The sequence below is a fragment of the Methanobrevibacter ruminantium genome, from assembly GCF_016294135.1.
Classification (GTDB): domain Archaea; phylum Methanobacteriota; class Methanobacteria; order Methanobacteriales; family Methanobacteriaceae; genus Methanobrevibacter; species Methanobrevibacter ruminantium_A.
Map to the genome: position 1 here is coordinate 14782 of NZ_JAEDCO010000019.1, position 15573 is coordinate 30354.

General features: G+C 31.6%; 15 protein-coding genes. 1 reads left to right on the forward strand and 14 read right to left on the reverse strand.

Translation table 11 applies throughout. From position 1 onward, the window contains the following. Positions 1-152 precede the first annotated feature (152 nt). From VW161_RS05670 to mch, 7 genes are all read right to left on the reverse strand, one after another. On the reverse strand, positions 153-671 hold the full coding sequence (locus tag VW161_RS05670) for a GNAT family N-acetyltransferase (RefSeq protein ID WP_304086292.1): 519 nt from the start codon (positions 669-671) through the stop codon (positions 153-155). 88 nt (positions 672-759) lie between these two features. Further along, positions 760-1374 (reverse strand): ABC transporter ATP-binding protein, encoded by a 615-nt coding sequence (locus tag VW161_RS05675; RefSeq protein WP_304094545.1) that lies wholly within the window; start codon positions 1372-1374, stop codon positions 760-762. 5 nt (positions 1375-1379) lie between these two features. Further along, positions 1380-2324: an oligopeptide/dipeptide ABC transporter ATP-binding protein gene (locus tag VW161_RS05680; RefSeq protein ID WP_304136413.1), complete on the reverse strand. Its 945-nt coding sequence runs from the start codon at positions 2322-2324 to the stop codon at positions 1380-1382. 8 nt (positions 2325-2332) lie between these two features. Then, a complete protein-coding gene (locus VW161_RS05685) occupies positions 2333-3193 on the reverse strand; it encodes an ABC transporter permease (RefSeq protein WP_304136416.1) in 861 nt (286 codons plus the stop codon). Further along, the gene (locus VW161_RS05690; RefSeq protein WP_304163076.1) at positions 3186-4178 is read right to left on the reverse strand and encodes an ABC transporter permease; all 993 of its coding nucleotides are present in this window, start codon (positions 4176-4178) and stop codon (positions 3186-3188) included. The genes VW161_RS05685 and VW161_RS05690 overlap by 8 nt, the downstream gene beginning before the upstream one ends. A 377-nt stretch (positions 4179-4555) precedes the next feature. Continuing rightward, positions 4556-6163, reverse strand: coding sequence for an ABC transporter substrate-binding protein (locus VW161_RS05695; protein ID WP_304094536.1), 1608 nt, complete (start codon positions 6161-6163; stop codon positions 4556-4558). A 510-nt stretch (positions 6164-6673) separates the two neighbouring features. After that, positions 6674-7639 carry a methenyltetrahydromethanopterin cyclohydrolase gene (gene mch / locus VW161_RS05700; protein ID WP_304086305.1) on the reverse strand — a complete coding sequence of 322 codons (966 nt, stop codon included), beginning with the start codon at positions 7637-7639 and terminating at the stop codon, positions 6674-6676. A 350-nt stretch (positions 7640-7989) separates the two neighbouring features. Here mch and VW161_RS05705 point away from each other — a divergent pair, with 350 nt between their 5' ends. Then, entirely contained in the window at positions 7990-8622 is a 633-nt protein-coding gene (locus VW161_RS05705; protein WP_325192781.1) for a flavodoxin family protein, read from the forward strand. Positions 8623-8842: 220 nt separating this feature from the next. On the opposite strand, the gene VW161_RS05710 is transcribed toward VW161_RS05705, so the two are convergent. From VW161_RS05710 to VW161_RS05740, 7 genes are all read right to left on the reverse strand, one after another. Further along, entirely contained in the window at positions 8843-9391 is a 549-nt protein-coding gene (locus tag VW161_RS05710; RefSeq protein ID WP_304094534.1) for a DUF2115 domain-containing protein, read from the reverse strand. 183 nt (positions 9392-9574) lie between these two features. Continuing rightward, the gene (locus VW161_RS05715; RefSeq protein ID WP_304103229.1) at positions 9575-10045 is read right to left on the reverse strand and encodes a DUF2115 family protein; all 471 of its coding nucleotides are present in this window, start codon (positions 10043-10045) and stop codon (positions 9575-9577) included. Between the two features lie 53 nt (positions 10046-10098). Then, entirely contained in the window at positions 10099-11055 is a 957-nt protein-coding gene (locus VW161_RS05720; protein ID WP_304094613.1) for a methionine synthase, read from the reverse strand. A 35-nt stretch (positions 11056-11090) separates the two neighbouring features. Beyond that, positions 11091-11402: a DUF1894 domain-containing protein gene (locus VW161_RS05725; protein WP_304086320.1), complete on the reverse strand. Its 312-nt coding sequence runs from the start codon at positions 11400-11402 to the stop codon at positions 11091-11093. A gap of 49 nt (positions 11403-11451) precedes the next feature. Continuing rightward, on the reverse strand, positions 11452-11910 hold the full coding sequence (locus tag VW161_RS05730; protein ID WP_304086324.1) for a DUF1890 domain-containing protein: 459 nt from the start codon (positions 11908-11910) through the stop codon (positions 11452-11454). A 112-nt stretch (positions 11911-12022) separates the two neighbouring features. Next, positions 12023-12691: a hypothetical protein gene (locus VW161_RS05735; protein WP_325192782.1), complete on the reverse strand. Its 669-nt coding sequence runs from the start codon at positions 12689-12691 to the stop codon at positions 12023-12025. A 59-nt stretch (positions 12692-12750) separates the two neighbouring features. Beyond that, on the reverse strand, positions 12751-15573 hold the full coding sequence (locus VW161_RS05740; RefSeq protein WP_325192783.1) for a type I restriction endonuclease subunit R: 2823 nt from the start codon (positions 15571-15573) through the stop codon (positions 12751-12753).

The following is a 15573-nucleotide window of genomic DNA, read 5'->3' on the forward strand; positions in this document are numbered from 1 at the left end:
CACATAAAATCTATTAAAAAATAAAAAAATCGTTTATAATTAAATTTGTATTTTAAAGTATAAATTAAAAAATATAAATTTAATTTTAATTATTATTTTGTAATTAAAGCAATATATTTTAACTTATATTTATTAAAACTAATTTTATTAAATTATTTGCTTGATAAGTTCTTTACCATATGGACTGTCTGAAGCTCATTATTTGTATCCCATGTTACATTGAATCCTACTTTTTTCCAAAAATTAAATCCTGCTTCAAGATTCTTATGTGTATGCAAATAAATCTCATTGAAGTTATTTTCACAGCAAAACTCCTCAACAACATTATATAACTGTGTAGCTAATCCACAACGCCTATAATACTTATCTACAAAGAGTCTCCAAATGCTTGCTGTGGATTCCTTAGAGTACAAATCCTGAAATTCCATAAAGTTCTTATCATACTGCCTAACTGCTATGGTAGCAATGATTTTTCCATTATCACAATCTTCAACATAAAACAGACTGTTTTTCTTGCAATCTATATAATACTTGTTCAAGTCTATTATGTCCTTATGCCAAGAAGGAATGTAACCATAGCCATATTCAGATCTTATTTGAGAAAACAGGAAATTTCTCACTCTAATTTTTGCATCACAATCATCAGACAATTGCTTTATGGTAAAATCCATTTTTATCACTTTAAATCATTTTTAAAATAATAATCCATGCGAAAAACAAAAATTAAAATTCTTAAAAATAAAAAAAATAAAAAAGATATTAAATGTGATTAATATCATCAAGATAAATTACTTCATCACAAATAATATCCATTAAATCCCTATCATGGCTAACAACAAGCAAACCCATGTTTCTTTCCTTGACAATCTTTAAAACTGATTCAAAGATCTGAACTTGAGTGATTGCATCAAGCATAGTGGTCATTTCATCAGCTATTAAGAATTTAGTCTTTGGATTTAAAGACCTTAAAACTGAGAATCTTTGCAATTCACCACCGGAAAGCTCTGCAGGCCATCTGTTTAGCCAAGATTTTTGAATACCGAAGTCTTCCAACAAACCATCAGGAACATCCCAAGATTCCTCCAAGACTTCATGCATCTTCCACTTAGGATTCATAACCTTTTCGGGATGCTGATAAATCAATTGAACAGGGTTAAAACCGCTTTTAGGGATTTCATTTCCATCCAATCTCACTTCACCATCATATCTTTTAATGTGTCCAGCAAGTATTTTGCATAAGCTTGATTTACCGCTTCCACTGTCTCCAAACAAACCTAAAATCTTCTTATTGTCAATGGTTATGTCAACATCCTTCAAGATTTGCCTAGATCCTGAACTATATTTGAATGAAATATTTCTACCAGTTAACTCCATATTATCTACTCCCCATATTTAAAGCATCTGACCCTCTTATTCTCATCAATAGGGAATAAGAACGGCCTTTCCTTATCACAATTCTCCAACTTATGAGGACAACGTTCATAATATGGACATCCTACTGGAATCTCACCATGCAATGGCTGATGCCCTTTAGTTAGTTCAAAACCATTATGAGGCAATGCCTTATAAAGGGATTTGGTATATGGATGAAGCAAATTCTCTCCTTCACCACTGAAATCACTTGCATTTGCAACTTCAATAACATAACCTGAATAGAAGATTGCTATTCTGTTTGCAACCTTCAAAGCAGCATCAATATCGTGGGTAATAAGCAAAACCCCCACATTATCTGCTGCCATCTGTCTTAAATGATTCAAGGTTTCCTCTACAGACTTTTCATCCAATCCTGGAGTTGGCTCATCCGCAATTACAAGCTTAGGATTTGTAAGAAGAGCTGTTGATACAAGAACCCTTCTTGCCATACCACCAGACAATTGGAAAGGATACATGTCATCCACTTCCTCAGACAAGCCATATTTCTCGAAAATAGCCCTTTGCTTAGCTCTTTTCTCCTTCTCCTCAGCTTCATCAGCACATTCACCAATAACCTGGTCTGAAACCTTCATTAAAGGATCTAAAAAGTTAACAGATTGGGGAATCAAGGCAATCTCATGACCACGCAATTCCTTTTTCAATTCATCTGTTAAAACATCCCCCTTATAGACCATATTACCAGATAAATTAGCGTTGTGAGGCAGAATACCAAGGATTGCATGTGCAAGAAGACTCTTACCAGATCCGCTTGAACCTAAAACAGCAACGATTTCGCCTTCCTTAATATCCAAAGTCAAATCAGTGATAACCTTAAGCTCTCTTTGATTCAAACCTTTGACATATTGGGTAAATGAAATGGAAATATTTGAAACATTAATTAAATCACTCATATTATCACCTAATCATTTGCACTTGCTGGATCCAGCATCTTCTTGATGTTCTCTCCTGCAATATCAAACAATAATACAAGAATCAATAATGCCAACCCAGGGAATAAAGCTAACCACCAATTACCAGTTGCAAGGTATTTCATGGATTCAGACAAGATAATACCGATAGCCGGTTCATGTGGAGATAATCCGAAACCTAAGAAAGTTACACTTGCCTCGTGCATGATTGCATGAGGGAAAATCAAGATTGTACCTACAATCACTTGAGTGATAACCAAAGGTAAGATCTGTTTTCTTGCAATCCAAAACTTGGATTGTCCTAATTTTTCTGAAATTGTAACAAATTCTGAAGTTTTAATACGTTTTATTTCAGCTCTAAGCACTCTTGCAAGAGATGTCCAGTGAGTGAATGCAACACCAATCAATACACCGAAAGCACCTCCACCTAAAGCAATGGATATAAGGATAATAAGCAAGATGTGTGGAATGGATAGGAATACATCTATCAACCATGAAACAAAACTGTCCAAATGCTTATTGAAACTTGATAAGAACGCTAAGGCAACAGCAATGATACTGCTTAAAATGGAAGCGAAGAATCCTATTTGAACACTTAATCCTAAACCTTTTAAGGTACGGATAAACATGTCCCTACCTAACCAATCTGTACCGAAGATATGCTCCAAGGAAGGAGGTTGGTTCATCATGGTCCAGTTGGTAGTGATGCTTTTTGGGTCAATGAAGAAACTGATAACAACAACCAAAATCAAGATGAAAGTGGATAAACCTATTGCAAGCAATGTTTTGGTCCTCAAATTCATGTTGCCTAAAACATCAAACTTATTCACTTTATTGACTGACTCATCCATCTTCCTCACCTTCCCTGATTCTTGGGTCTACAAAGTTATAAAGGATATCTGCAATTAAATTCCCACAATAAACAAATATTGCACTGAATATAACAATACCCAACAATAGTGGGACATCACTTCTCAAACCTGCAGAAACCGCTGCCTGACCAATTCCAGGATACATGAAAACCTGTTCAACAAGAACGGTTCCACCAAACAATTCGCTGAAAGACAAGAATTGCAATGTGATAGCAGGCAAAAGAATGTTTCTTACACCGTGCCTTTTAATCAAAGTCCATCCATCTTCCCCTCTTGCTTTTGCAAAAAGGAAATAATCAGTTGACATGACTTCAATAAGCTTGTCACGAGTATACAATGCAATTGATGCAACACCTAAAATGCTCAAAGTGAATGCCGGCAAGATCAAATGCCTTAACCAATCCCAAAATGAAACATCCTGACTCAATGCACCAATCGGCACTCCGCCACTTACAGGGAATAGTCCTAAATAAACACTGAATACCATTACAACAAGCAATGCAATCCAAAATGTAGGGGCAGATTGCAATATGTAACAATAGACTTTCACTGCCTTGTCTACCCAAGTGTCTCTTTTAAATCCTGCAAGAATACCTAATGCAAAACCTAATACACCGGAAATCAACCAAGATGTTAACATCAAAATTAATGATGCTGTGAACTTTTCACCAATAACATGCAATACTGGAGTCCTATAAATTAAAGAAGTTCCAAAATCACCAACGATAATATTTCCTAACCAATTCAATAGTTTTTCAGTAATCGGCTGATTTACACCCCAATAAGCTTCCAATTGAGCAATTTTTTCAGGGCCTACAACCATATTGGAAATATAAGCGTTTACTGGATTTATAGGAGACATGTCAATTAATATAAAACTTAATAATATTACAACAACCAATAATATAACAAAACGGACAAGCTTATATCCTAAAAATTTAAGTATTTTCTGTTTATCTAACAAAAAATAACCTCCCATAAAAATTTACACATAGTGAACAATTAAATTTGAAAATCTAATAATAATAATATAATAACTCTAAACTCATAATAAAATAAAATCAATAAACATACTCAAAAAAATACAATTTACCCATATCTTTCCTTAATGCATTAAAAAAGCTTAAATAAACAATATTTTTAGAAATTATAATCTGAATATAAAAATTGGAATTTAAATATGAAAACTATAATCTAAATATAAATACATCTATAAAATTTTCTTTTATTGAAAGTTGAAAGGAAACTAATTCTTCATTTGAATAAAAAACTTAAAAAAATTAGAAGGAAGTAGAAAAAGGTTTTTGAAAACTTTTCCTACCTCCATCACTTATACATTTTTTATGCTGTAGAGTTAGTCATGGTCCAGTCATATATGTTACTGAATAAGTCTCCTCCGTGAGGTTGCAATAGAGCAGTGTCATTGGAAATGTCCACTCTATCATTTACAAAGTAACCGTATTTGATTTCACCTAACCATAACCAGTTTGCATCACCTTTAGGTGAGATACCAGTGGTACCGTCCCAGGATACTGCAGACCAATCTTTGTATGAAGCTTCACAGGATTCAGCAAATGCAGCATCCATGTGAGCGTCTACAGCACTGTTGTTTACTCTTGCAGGGTTGAAGTCAGAAGAACTGTAGTATTCTCCGTACATGTCAGAAGGATCTGTGGAACCGTATCCCCAGAGAACTCCTTGAGAGTATTGATTTGGATAGATTTCATCCCATTCAGCACCGACAGGTTCAACTTCAATACCGAATTCTTTAGCTTGTTCTGATAATCCTAAAGCTAATGCTTGTCTTTCTGGAGCATTTGCAGAGTAATATACTTTGAATGATGCTTTTGTACCATCTTTTTCTCTTATTCCGTCACCGTCAGAGTCAACCCAACCAGCTTCTTCTAAGGTTTTGTTAGCAAATGCAACGTCACCGTCTTCAATTGCTGCTTCTGGGTTAGCCCATGGTAATTGATGAGCAATACCGTCGTAGGAAGGAACACCTAATCCGTTTAATGCACCATCAGCTAATGCAGTTCTGTTAATACCATAGTTCAATGCTTTTCTTATTGCAATGTCTGCAGTTACATTGTTACCAATGGTGTAGTTATCTTCTGGAGATACTTCACCAGTATCAGGTACACTTGGCAATGAAATACCACGAACGTCAATTGTGTCCATTAAGTACATGGTGTATCCGTCAACCTTTTCCTTACCGTATTCAAGAGGTACAGCTACAATATCAGCTTCTCCGTTTTTAGCTAAGTTGAATGCTGCTTCGTTTTGAGCAAAGAGAATGGTTATTTTTTCGATTTGAGGCATTTTACCATAGTAATCAGGGTTTTTCTCTAAGATTACTTGTTGACCTTTATCCCATTGTACGAATTTGTATGGTCCAGAACCTATAGGGTTTTCACCATAGGTTTCATTGTTATAGGAATCAGAAGGTACAATACCGATGTAAGCTAATTTATCCAAGAAAGTGGAATCAGATTTGTTTAAATCAAATTCTACAGTGTAATCATCAATAGCTTTAGCTTCATTTAAAGCAGTTAAGTCTAAGCTTGCACCACTTTCTTTTGCGGCATTGAATGTGAATGCTACATCTTCTGCAGTAAGTGGTGTACCATCGGTAAACTTGACATCATCTCTTAAGTTTACAGTATATTTCTTATAATCACTAGAAATATCATAGTCTGTAGCCAAATCATTTGAGTAAGTACCGTTTGTATTCATTTTAAGTAAGGTACTTTGAATCAATGGCTCTGCATAATAGTTCCAACCTGCAATTGGATCGAAACCAGCTTCTGGTTCCCCTCCATGACTGTAAGCCGCAACTACAATTTCACCAGGCCCTCTTTCATGTGAGCCCCATCCCATAAGAAGAGCTCCACCAATGAGTACTAGAATAATTGCGATTACCGCACCAATTATATATTTTGTATCCATAATAAGACTCCTTAAGTTAAAAATAAAATATTAAACAACAATCTTAAAAAATGAAAATTTCAATAACAAAATTTTCATTAAACAATAGTAATAATAATATTAAAATTGTTATTAATTTAATACTTTACACTAAATAATTATTACATACATATATAAAAATATTTCTAAAAAAAGTAATACAAAATGACTTATTTTTGGCTAAAAAGTATTAATTATTACTAAAATCAATTTTATTTAAATATTAGGTAATAATTTTAAATTTTAAAAAGTATTACTCGTTAGTATTACAAAATAAGCAAAAATAGATAGAATAGTAATACCATAATTTACTATGAATAGTGAACTAAAATATTAAAAAATTATCGAAAAAAAAGATAGGATAAAATTAAAAAAAGTTAAAAAATTATTAAAAAACTAAGAAAAAAAATAGAAAATTAAGAAAAAAAATAGAAAAAGAAAATAGCTAATAATAGCATTTAAATTTTAAAACACTAAGAATAAACACTAAATTTATTCGATACCGAAGGATTTTTTAAGTAACTCAGCGTTAACGAATCCTTCTTTGTATAATTTACCAGTGGTTAAATCGTTGATAACAACTTCAGCTGGTGCAAACATTCCTTTGTCGATTTGGTAGAAGTCAAATCCTGCATCTTTAAATACGTCAAAGAATGGTTTACCATATCCATCAGCTGCAGAAGATGGTAATTGAGCTGCTACTGCTGCAATGTCATCTCCTTCTTCAGATTTGACATAGTAGTAAGTTCTTCCACCGAATAAAACTGCATCATTGGTTTTGCCCATAGCTTTTAATCCATCTGGGTCGATAGGAGCGATTGGTGCAATACCTGCTGCATGTACAACTTTTTTAACATCGAATTTTAAGAATTCTAACATTTTGTAGGTACCGTTTTCAACTACTCTTCCTGCAATTTGGATAGATCCAACTAAGGAAGCAGTAGGAGCTACAAGCAAGAATACATTTTCTACAGCTACACCACATTCATCTGCAATGTATGCTGCTACATCATCACCAGGCAATACATCAGCTTCTAAAGTTAAGATTGCAATATCAGCTTCATCTTTGTAATCAATTTCCTCATAGGTTTCAGCTGGTTTTAAGGATAATGCTCTAGCTGGACCGGAACCTAATGCAAAGAAGTCTCCTACAGAAACAGACCAACCTGCTTTTTGTGCACCTAAGGTGGAAATAGCTGGGAAATCGGTTTTTATCTTTACAGAAGGTAATGCGAATTTTTCAGATAAGTCTCCAGGAATGGAAATACCCACATCAGCTAATCCTCCAAGACATACTTTAGTATATAATTCACCTGCTTTAAAACTACCAGCAACATTTACACCACAGTCAATAACGGTTGCTCCGTTTCCTAATTTGGAAACAGCAATGTTAAGGTCGTCAGCTTTTTCAATCATTACATCTACAGTTTTTTTAGCTTCTAAATTGACACTAACCATAGTTTAACCTCAATTAAAATATATTCTAATTTATAATTAGTTTATTCAAATAAAAATAATTAAATTGATTTAAAATTATTGATTTAAATTGAATTTACTTATTGATAATGAATAAAATATTATAATGATATTTTTAATTAACTAACTATTTAAAATTTTATAAATTTATTCAAATACAAAATGGTTATTATAAACAATATATCACAAAAATTAAAAATTAAAAGAATGATAAGAAAAAACAATTATAAATAACAATAATAGTTAAATTAAATAAATTATAAAAATTAATTCATATAATGAACTTTTTTCAATATATGATGATTTTTTTACAAATTTTAAAAGGAAATAAAATGGCTAAAAAAATAATAGCAGTCAATGCAGGACCTAGAAAAGGATGGAATACTGACACTCTAATTGATGAAGCGATAAAGGGAGCGAAATCTGCAGGCGCAGAAGTGCAGAAATTCAACTTGTTCCGTTTGGAAAAATACACAGGATGCATTTCATGCTTTGGATGTAAAAAAAATAAATATAAAGGAAATTGCATACGCAAAGACGGGTTGACAGAAGTATTGGATGCAATTCGTGAAGCCGATGGATTGATAATAGGATCTCCAAACTACTTAGGTGAACTTACAGCATCATTTAGAGCACTTTATGAAAGATTGGTATTTCAAAACTTGACATACAATACAGAGACTCCATGCTGCAATGAAAATCCAATTCCAACATTGCTAATTATGACAAGCAATGCACCTGATACAATGTATGAGGAATTGCTTCAAAATTATCAAAAAGTTTTTAATAGATTTGTAGGGCCAACTGAAGTCTTTGTATCTGGAGAAACACTTCAGCTTAAGGATTACAGCAAAACAGATTGGCCATGGTTTTTCAATGCTGAAGAAAGATATGAAAGACATGAAAAGATTTTCCCTAAAGAAAGAGAAGCTGCTTTCGAAAAAGGAAAAGAATTAGTTAAATAATTGATGAAATCGAAAAAGCTTTCAAACTTATGGATGAAAAGCCAAAAGACTTGATCAAGCCTATCATTTACACAGATGACTTATAGATTAATCTTTTATATTTTCTTTTTTTATTTTTAATTTCTTTATTTTTAATTTTTTTCTATTTTTTATTTAAACTACTATTTTCTTATTTTAAAATAAAATTAATATTCTCTTTTAAAATAAAATAAATATTTTCTTAAAATTCCAATTGTTCTGCAATGCACATCTTACAGACTGCATTAGGAGAGTCAACATTTGCATCCTTTACAGGGCAATAGTACTTTCCATTTATTTTTTCCACATACAATGAACCTGGAAATGGAGTTCCAACAGGATGAATAGGCTCTTCAAGAATAAAAGTAGTGTATAGTGATATGATAGAATAGACTAAAGGAAACTTTGTTTTATGGCTTAATGATTCAGAATCCTCATAGGACTGCAATGTTGCCACTGCATCTATAAACTCATCCTTATCGATTTTATGAGTATAGTGATTGTTATTGCTCCTTACTTCCTTTAAGCGAGCTAAAAAGTATTTTGCATATATTCCATGACTTTTCTTTTTATAGCTGTCTTGAACATATTTGCTTTCATCAATCAGTTCTGCATTGATTTCCATCAAGTCAAATACAGATACTGTTCCTGCATAATCCTTTAATACCTGTAAAAGAGCATCATTGGATATGCTATCCTCTCCAATAACAACATTTGAAAATTCCTTATACATTTCCTCATTTATAGTCATAAAATCACTCAATCATTTTTAAAATGCGTTTTTTATTAAAAAAGAAAAAATTAAAAAACAATGAGGTTTTAAATTTTGCTGGGATTGTCGTTAATTAATAACTGTGTTATTTAATTCTCTTTCCAATCATTTTGCATGTTTTAATGATGAAATATATTTTCCTTAATGACTTAAATATCTAATTTATATAAATCCAAAGGAATAACCTGCATTTTTGCAAATGCAATATCTGCATAATGATCTTTCATCCTTAATGTGGATGATTCTGTTCTTGCATTTGTATTCACCGTTTTCCAAAAAGACATCATACTTTGTAGGATTATCTCCAAAAGGATGCAATGGCTTTTTAGCTATTAAAACAAGATATAAAGAAAGTTCTCTTGTGAAATCCCTTGTTTCAATGTCTCCTGGATCATAAACACTGAAATAATAGTTTACATCACCTTCTATATTCTTAATTACAGCATCTTTTATTTCATAGTCCTCTTCAATATTCTTTTCATATATCTCATCATAAATTGAAGAATTATAAATAGCTAATCGTTTTGTTATGCTATCAGGATATCTCTCATCCGTAGCTTTTCTCTTTAAATAGTCTATGGGATAATCTTTCAAATTTTCTCTTATTTTTTCCAATAAATCTGTTGCTTTCATGAATGACACCTGATAATCAATAAATGAAAATTCTAAAAAAAGTAAAAAAAGAGTTAATTAAACTCTTTAGCCAAATCAGAGAGAATCTTTAACTTTTCTTTTGCAATTGGAATATCCACTTTTCTAAGGCCACAATCAGGATCAAGGAGCATGTTTTCCTTACCTACTGCTCTAATTCCCCTTTCAACCAAAGCTTTAACTTCCTCTTTATCATCAACAGCATTTACAGCTGAATCGACACAACCGAATCCTAATTTTTTGCCCTTAAGTAAATCAGCATTTGCTTCAAGAACACCTATGTTTACATTGTTTCCAGCAAATTCACAATCCAATATATCAATAGGGAACTTAGCTATTTCTTTAAAGCATCCATCAAGATTACCGCAGACATGCATTCCCATGGGCATTTCAATTCCATCAGTAAGAATGCCTATCGCTTCTTTTGCAACTTTCAAGTCAACCATGCCTGTAGATAAGAATGGCTCATCGATTTGAACATATTTTGCTCCAGCCTTCTCAGCGGACTCAACCTCACGTCTTAATGCATAAGCGCAGTCAATGATAGCAGGATTTCTCTCCTTGTAAAATGATTCAACTCTTGAAGAGTGAACAATAGTGGAAGGTCCTGTCAACATAAGCTTGACTCCCTTTTTGCTTGCCTCATCTTCACTCATGTTCCTATCCTTAATCTCTTTTTTAAGGACATTTAGAGCAAATTTCAAGTCCTTGATCATTATATCAACTTGAGGGGCCCTTATCTTGGATACAATAACTGAAGAATTCATTTCATATGAGAATCCTGGAATATGCTTTACAAAGGAACCTACCATATCCCCTCTTGGCTGACCATCCCCAATAATGTCTATTCCACAGTCCAATTGCAATTTGACTGCCTCTTCAATAGCTATCTTATAAGGATCATACAATCCAATTGAAGACTTTATCTTTTCACCAAGAGTTTCAGGTTCCTTCAAATCAATCCCAAAACTACCTACAACAGTTGTAATCAAATAATCACCATAAATTTATGTTTTCATTTACATATCTAATCAGCGCCAATATCCATTGCCCTAACGCTTTCAATCTCTTCTGGGCTAATTGGAATCTTAATAGCTGCAGTTCCATGGCAAGGCTTGGTATAAGTAATCAATATGGCACCTTCATCTTCATTGATTCCCACAGGTATAGGTGGAAGTCCAATCAGTCTTGCTCCCAATACCTTATCCCCAGGATTTACATGAATAATCTCTTTGGAGTTTTCTTCAATAAGCTTGTAACATTGTTTAACTCCAGAACGTTGTACAAGTATTTCATAATCATCATTTTGTTGCAAATATGTTTCTAAACAGAAAGACATCTAATCACCATCATTAAATAATAATTGATAAATTCTATTAAAATAATAATTATTCTTCTAAAGTTTTCAAGTATTTGTCAAATCTAACCTTAATTGGATTTGGATTATGGAAAGCCCTTACAGCAATGATATCCGCATCAGTTGAGGATTCGACCATATCTGCAAATTCAGCCACTTCTTCTGCATCTCTTGAGAATACAAGAGCCAATGCCTTGCATTTTAAGATATGATAATAGGTTATGAAGAAAGTAGCTGCGGCATCCTTATGAACGCAACCTACCAATAAGTCATAATCTCCTTCCTCAATTTCATCCAAACATTTTTCAATGTCAACTCTTTTTTTAACGTAAACCCCTTCAGGATCTGAAATATCCAATATCTTTCCTGCTGCAGGATTGCTTGATACAGTAACATCATAGCCCATTTGGCCTAACTTGTATGAGGCATACAATCCAATAGGAGTTTGTGAAGGAGCTTCAGGACATCCAAGTAAAACTAATGCTTTCATTTTATCACTTTAATAATTTTTAGTAAATTTTTAGAAATATTTATCAATACTATTTTGTTAATAGTTATAAATATAATTAATTAAAAAAAAGAACTCAATTATTACTTTTTATTTAATCCATCATCATTGAAATGGAGGGCAGTATTTCTCCACCACATTTAGGGCAAGGATGTTCAGAATCTATTTCATGAATCTTGCTTTTACAATTTGGACAAACGTCCATACTAACTTTTTCACCATTTAAATCTAGATTATAATCAGTATTAGGCAAATGAACTAAATACACTGTATTTTCTATACGTTCTAATTCTTCTATTGAAGCTTCCTTATAATACTCAACATCTAGATATTCAATATCTTCTAAAGTTTCAATGGGCTCGATTTCATTTAAAATATAATCATTATATTTTATAAAATTATTAATTTTTTCTAAATTTCTTTCTTTAATAATCTCTTCTAATTTTTTATAAATTTGAACTTTCTCTTTAGCATGATCTATTTTTTTAGGAAGAAGAAGTCTTAATAAGTAATATGCCGCTTCGGAGTCATAATTATCAGATAAAGATTTTATTTCATATATGTTTATATATTTATCACAATTGCCACAATAAGTTGTAGATATGTCTCCTTTCAGAGGAGAATTCCAATCTAAATCTACAGTAAACATTAATATCATAAAATCTTCAATCTGACCAGTTTTAAGATTTAAATAAAAATTAAGATAATCTTGTACAAATTCAAACCCACAATTTTCACATTGATAAATATCTCTTTGACCCATTTTAAAACTCCTTATTGAAAAATCTCAATTAAAAAAAATTAAATAATGTTAAAAAACTATTATACTTCCGCAATATTCTTTTTAAAATTCTCTGCTTGCTCAAATACTTCTGAAAATACTTCATCATTATATTCCGGAGGATATCCGTTTTTATCTAGAAGCAAAATTAAATCTACTTTCAAAGTAGCTTTAATATCTTCCCTATTCTCCCAATCTACATAAGATGAATTATCTTCTACAATTTTTTTAATTTCACCAGACAAATGGAGTAGTTTCTCATGAGGATATTCAAATTCATGTTTTTCTGCAACATTTTTAAGAATATCATAAAATGCTTTTTCTTCAATTGAAATATCTAATTCCTTAAATGAATCTTTATCTTCTTTAAATTCTTTAATTAAATTAGCTATTTCATCTAATACATCACCTAAAACCTCTTCAGTGAATTCTTTACTACTTCTTAAACGATTATAATTCTCAATCAAATCATTTAATTTTTCTGTAAAAGATGTTGTTTTTACTTTATTCACTTTTCCATATTCTTTAATTTCATTTCTCATCAATCTCTCAAGGATTTTTATTCTGGTATTTATACGGGGAATTGCATTAATCCGATTAATATAATCTTCTGAAAGCAAATCAATTCCTTTAACATCTTGAGTTGATTCAAACAAATCTTCAACACCATCAGATAATATGGCATCTTCTACTAACTTAGAAACTTCTCGATTCATACGGCTAATATCAGGTGCATCTCCTTTTGTTAATTTATAAATTATTGAACGTACACTAGTATAGAAAAATATTTTATCTCTTTCTTCTTCTGTAATCTCTTCAGAAATAACACATAAATCATATGCTTGTTTTAATCTCTTTACATTAGCCATGAATTTTTTCTCAGTTTCATCTGTAACCTGTATAAACTCTGCAGCATCTTTTAGACAATTTAATTTTTCTAATGCAGTACCTTCATAATATTTTCTTGAATCAAAACCATAAAACATCTCATCTAAAATTGAAAGTTGATCTCTTACAATAGTAATGGAGGGGCTTAAATCTTCTAACTCTTCTTTTTGGAAATTTGTATATTTACTTAAAGCTTCATTCATAGCCTTATAAATACCCAAATAATCTACAATTAATCCTTTATCCTTACCCTCATAAACACGATTTACTCTAGATATTGTTTGAATTAAGGTATGTTTCTTAATAGGTTTATCGATAAAAATTGTATCTAAAGAAGGAACATCAAAGCCAGTTAACCACATATCTACAACAATAGCTATCTTAAAGTTAGATCTATCATTTTTAAATTGATCTGCGTCATCTTCACGATTTTCTTTAGTTCCTAATAAATCATATAACTCTTTTTCATCATTTTTATTCCGAGTCATAATCATTTTAATCTTAGGCATTTCCTTAATTTCTCTTTTATCTTCTTCAGATAAAATTTCATCATCAGGATACTTACTTACTGCCCATTCTGGCCTTAAATCAATGACTTTTTTATAAAAATCATAAGCAATTTGCCTTGTAGAACATACAAACATTGCCTTACCTTTAACTGTAGAGTTTTCATTTACTCTTTGTTCATATAGTGCAATGAAATCTTCTGCTACTTTTTGCAACCTATCAGAATCTCCAATAATCATATTAATGTTTAAAACAGCTTTTTTACTTGCTTCTATCTGATATTCATTTGCACCTTCCTCAGCACATTGTTCATAATACTCTTCTATTTCATCTACTTTTCTATGGTCCACATTTACTCTTGCTGCACGACCATTGTAAACCATATTAACGATAATTCCATCATCGACAGCATCACTCATAGTATAGGAATCTACAATATCCCCAAATACATCAATTGTTTCATCAATTGGGGTTCCTGTAAATCCAACATAAACTGCATTAGGGAATGAATCATGCAAATATCTGGCAAAACCATACTTACGTTCAACACCAGTTTCTGAAATGACAATTCTAGCATCAAGGTTTAATTGAGATCTATGAGCCTCATCTGAAATACAGATAATATTATTTCTTTCACTTAAAACATCAATATCCTCAGAAAACTTTTGAATATTGGTTAAATAAACTCCACCGCTTGGACGGTTAGATAATTCCTCTTTTAAATCATCCCTAGATAAGATCTTTTTAACTTTATCATCACCAATAAAGTTTTTAGAATTTACAAATAATTTTGATAATTGCCTTTCCAAATCAGTCCTATCTGTGATTAACAATATTGTAGGGTTCTTTAGTTCTTTATCCCTCATCAATATTCTTGATAAAAAGAGCATAGCTAAACTTTTCCCAGAACCAGTTGCACCAAAATAAGTACCTCCTCTACCATCACCAAGAGGTTTAATATTTTTCAAGATATTTTCATGAAGCTTTGTAACTGCAAAATATTGAGGGTAACGACATATTACTTTTTTGTCTTCATTTGTATTATCTGGGAAATATATGAAATCATTAATTATTTCAAGAAGTCTTTTTTTATCAAACATTCCTTTTACTAATGAAAATGCGGTATCTATACCTTCAAATTCATCATCTTCAGAATGTATCCTTTTCCATCCATAGAAGTATTCATATTCTGTAAATAGGGCCCCATACTTGTTGTTTACTCCATCACTTATAACAATAAATGCATTGTACTTGAAAAGTTCAGGAATATCCCTTTGGTAACGTATAGTAAGTTGTTCATAAGCATCAAAAATAGTAGTATTTTCCTTAATTGCACTTTTAAATTCGAAAACAACAAGAGGAATACCATTAACAAAAACAATACCATCAGGGATTCTTTTTTCAAGTTCAATTATTTCAAATTGATTCACAAATTTAAATATATTATTATTCACATTCTTAAAATCAAT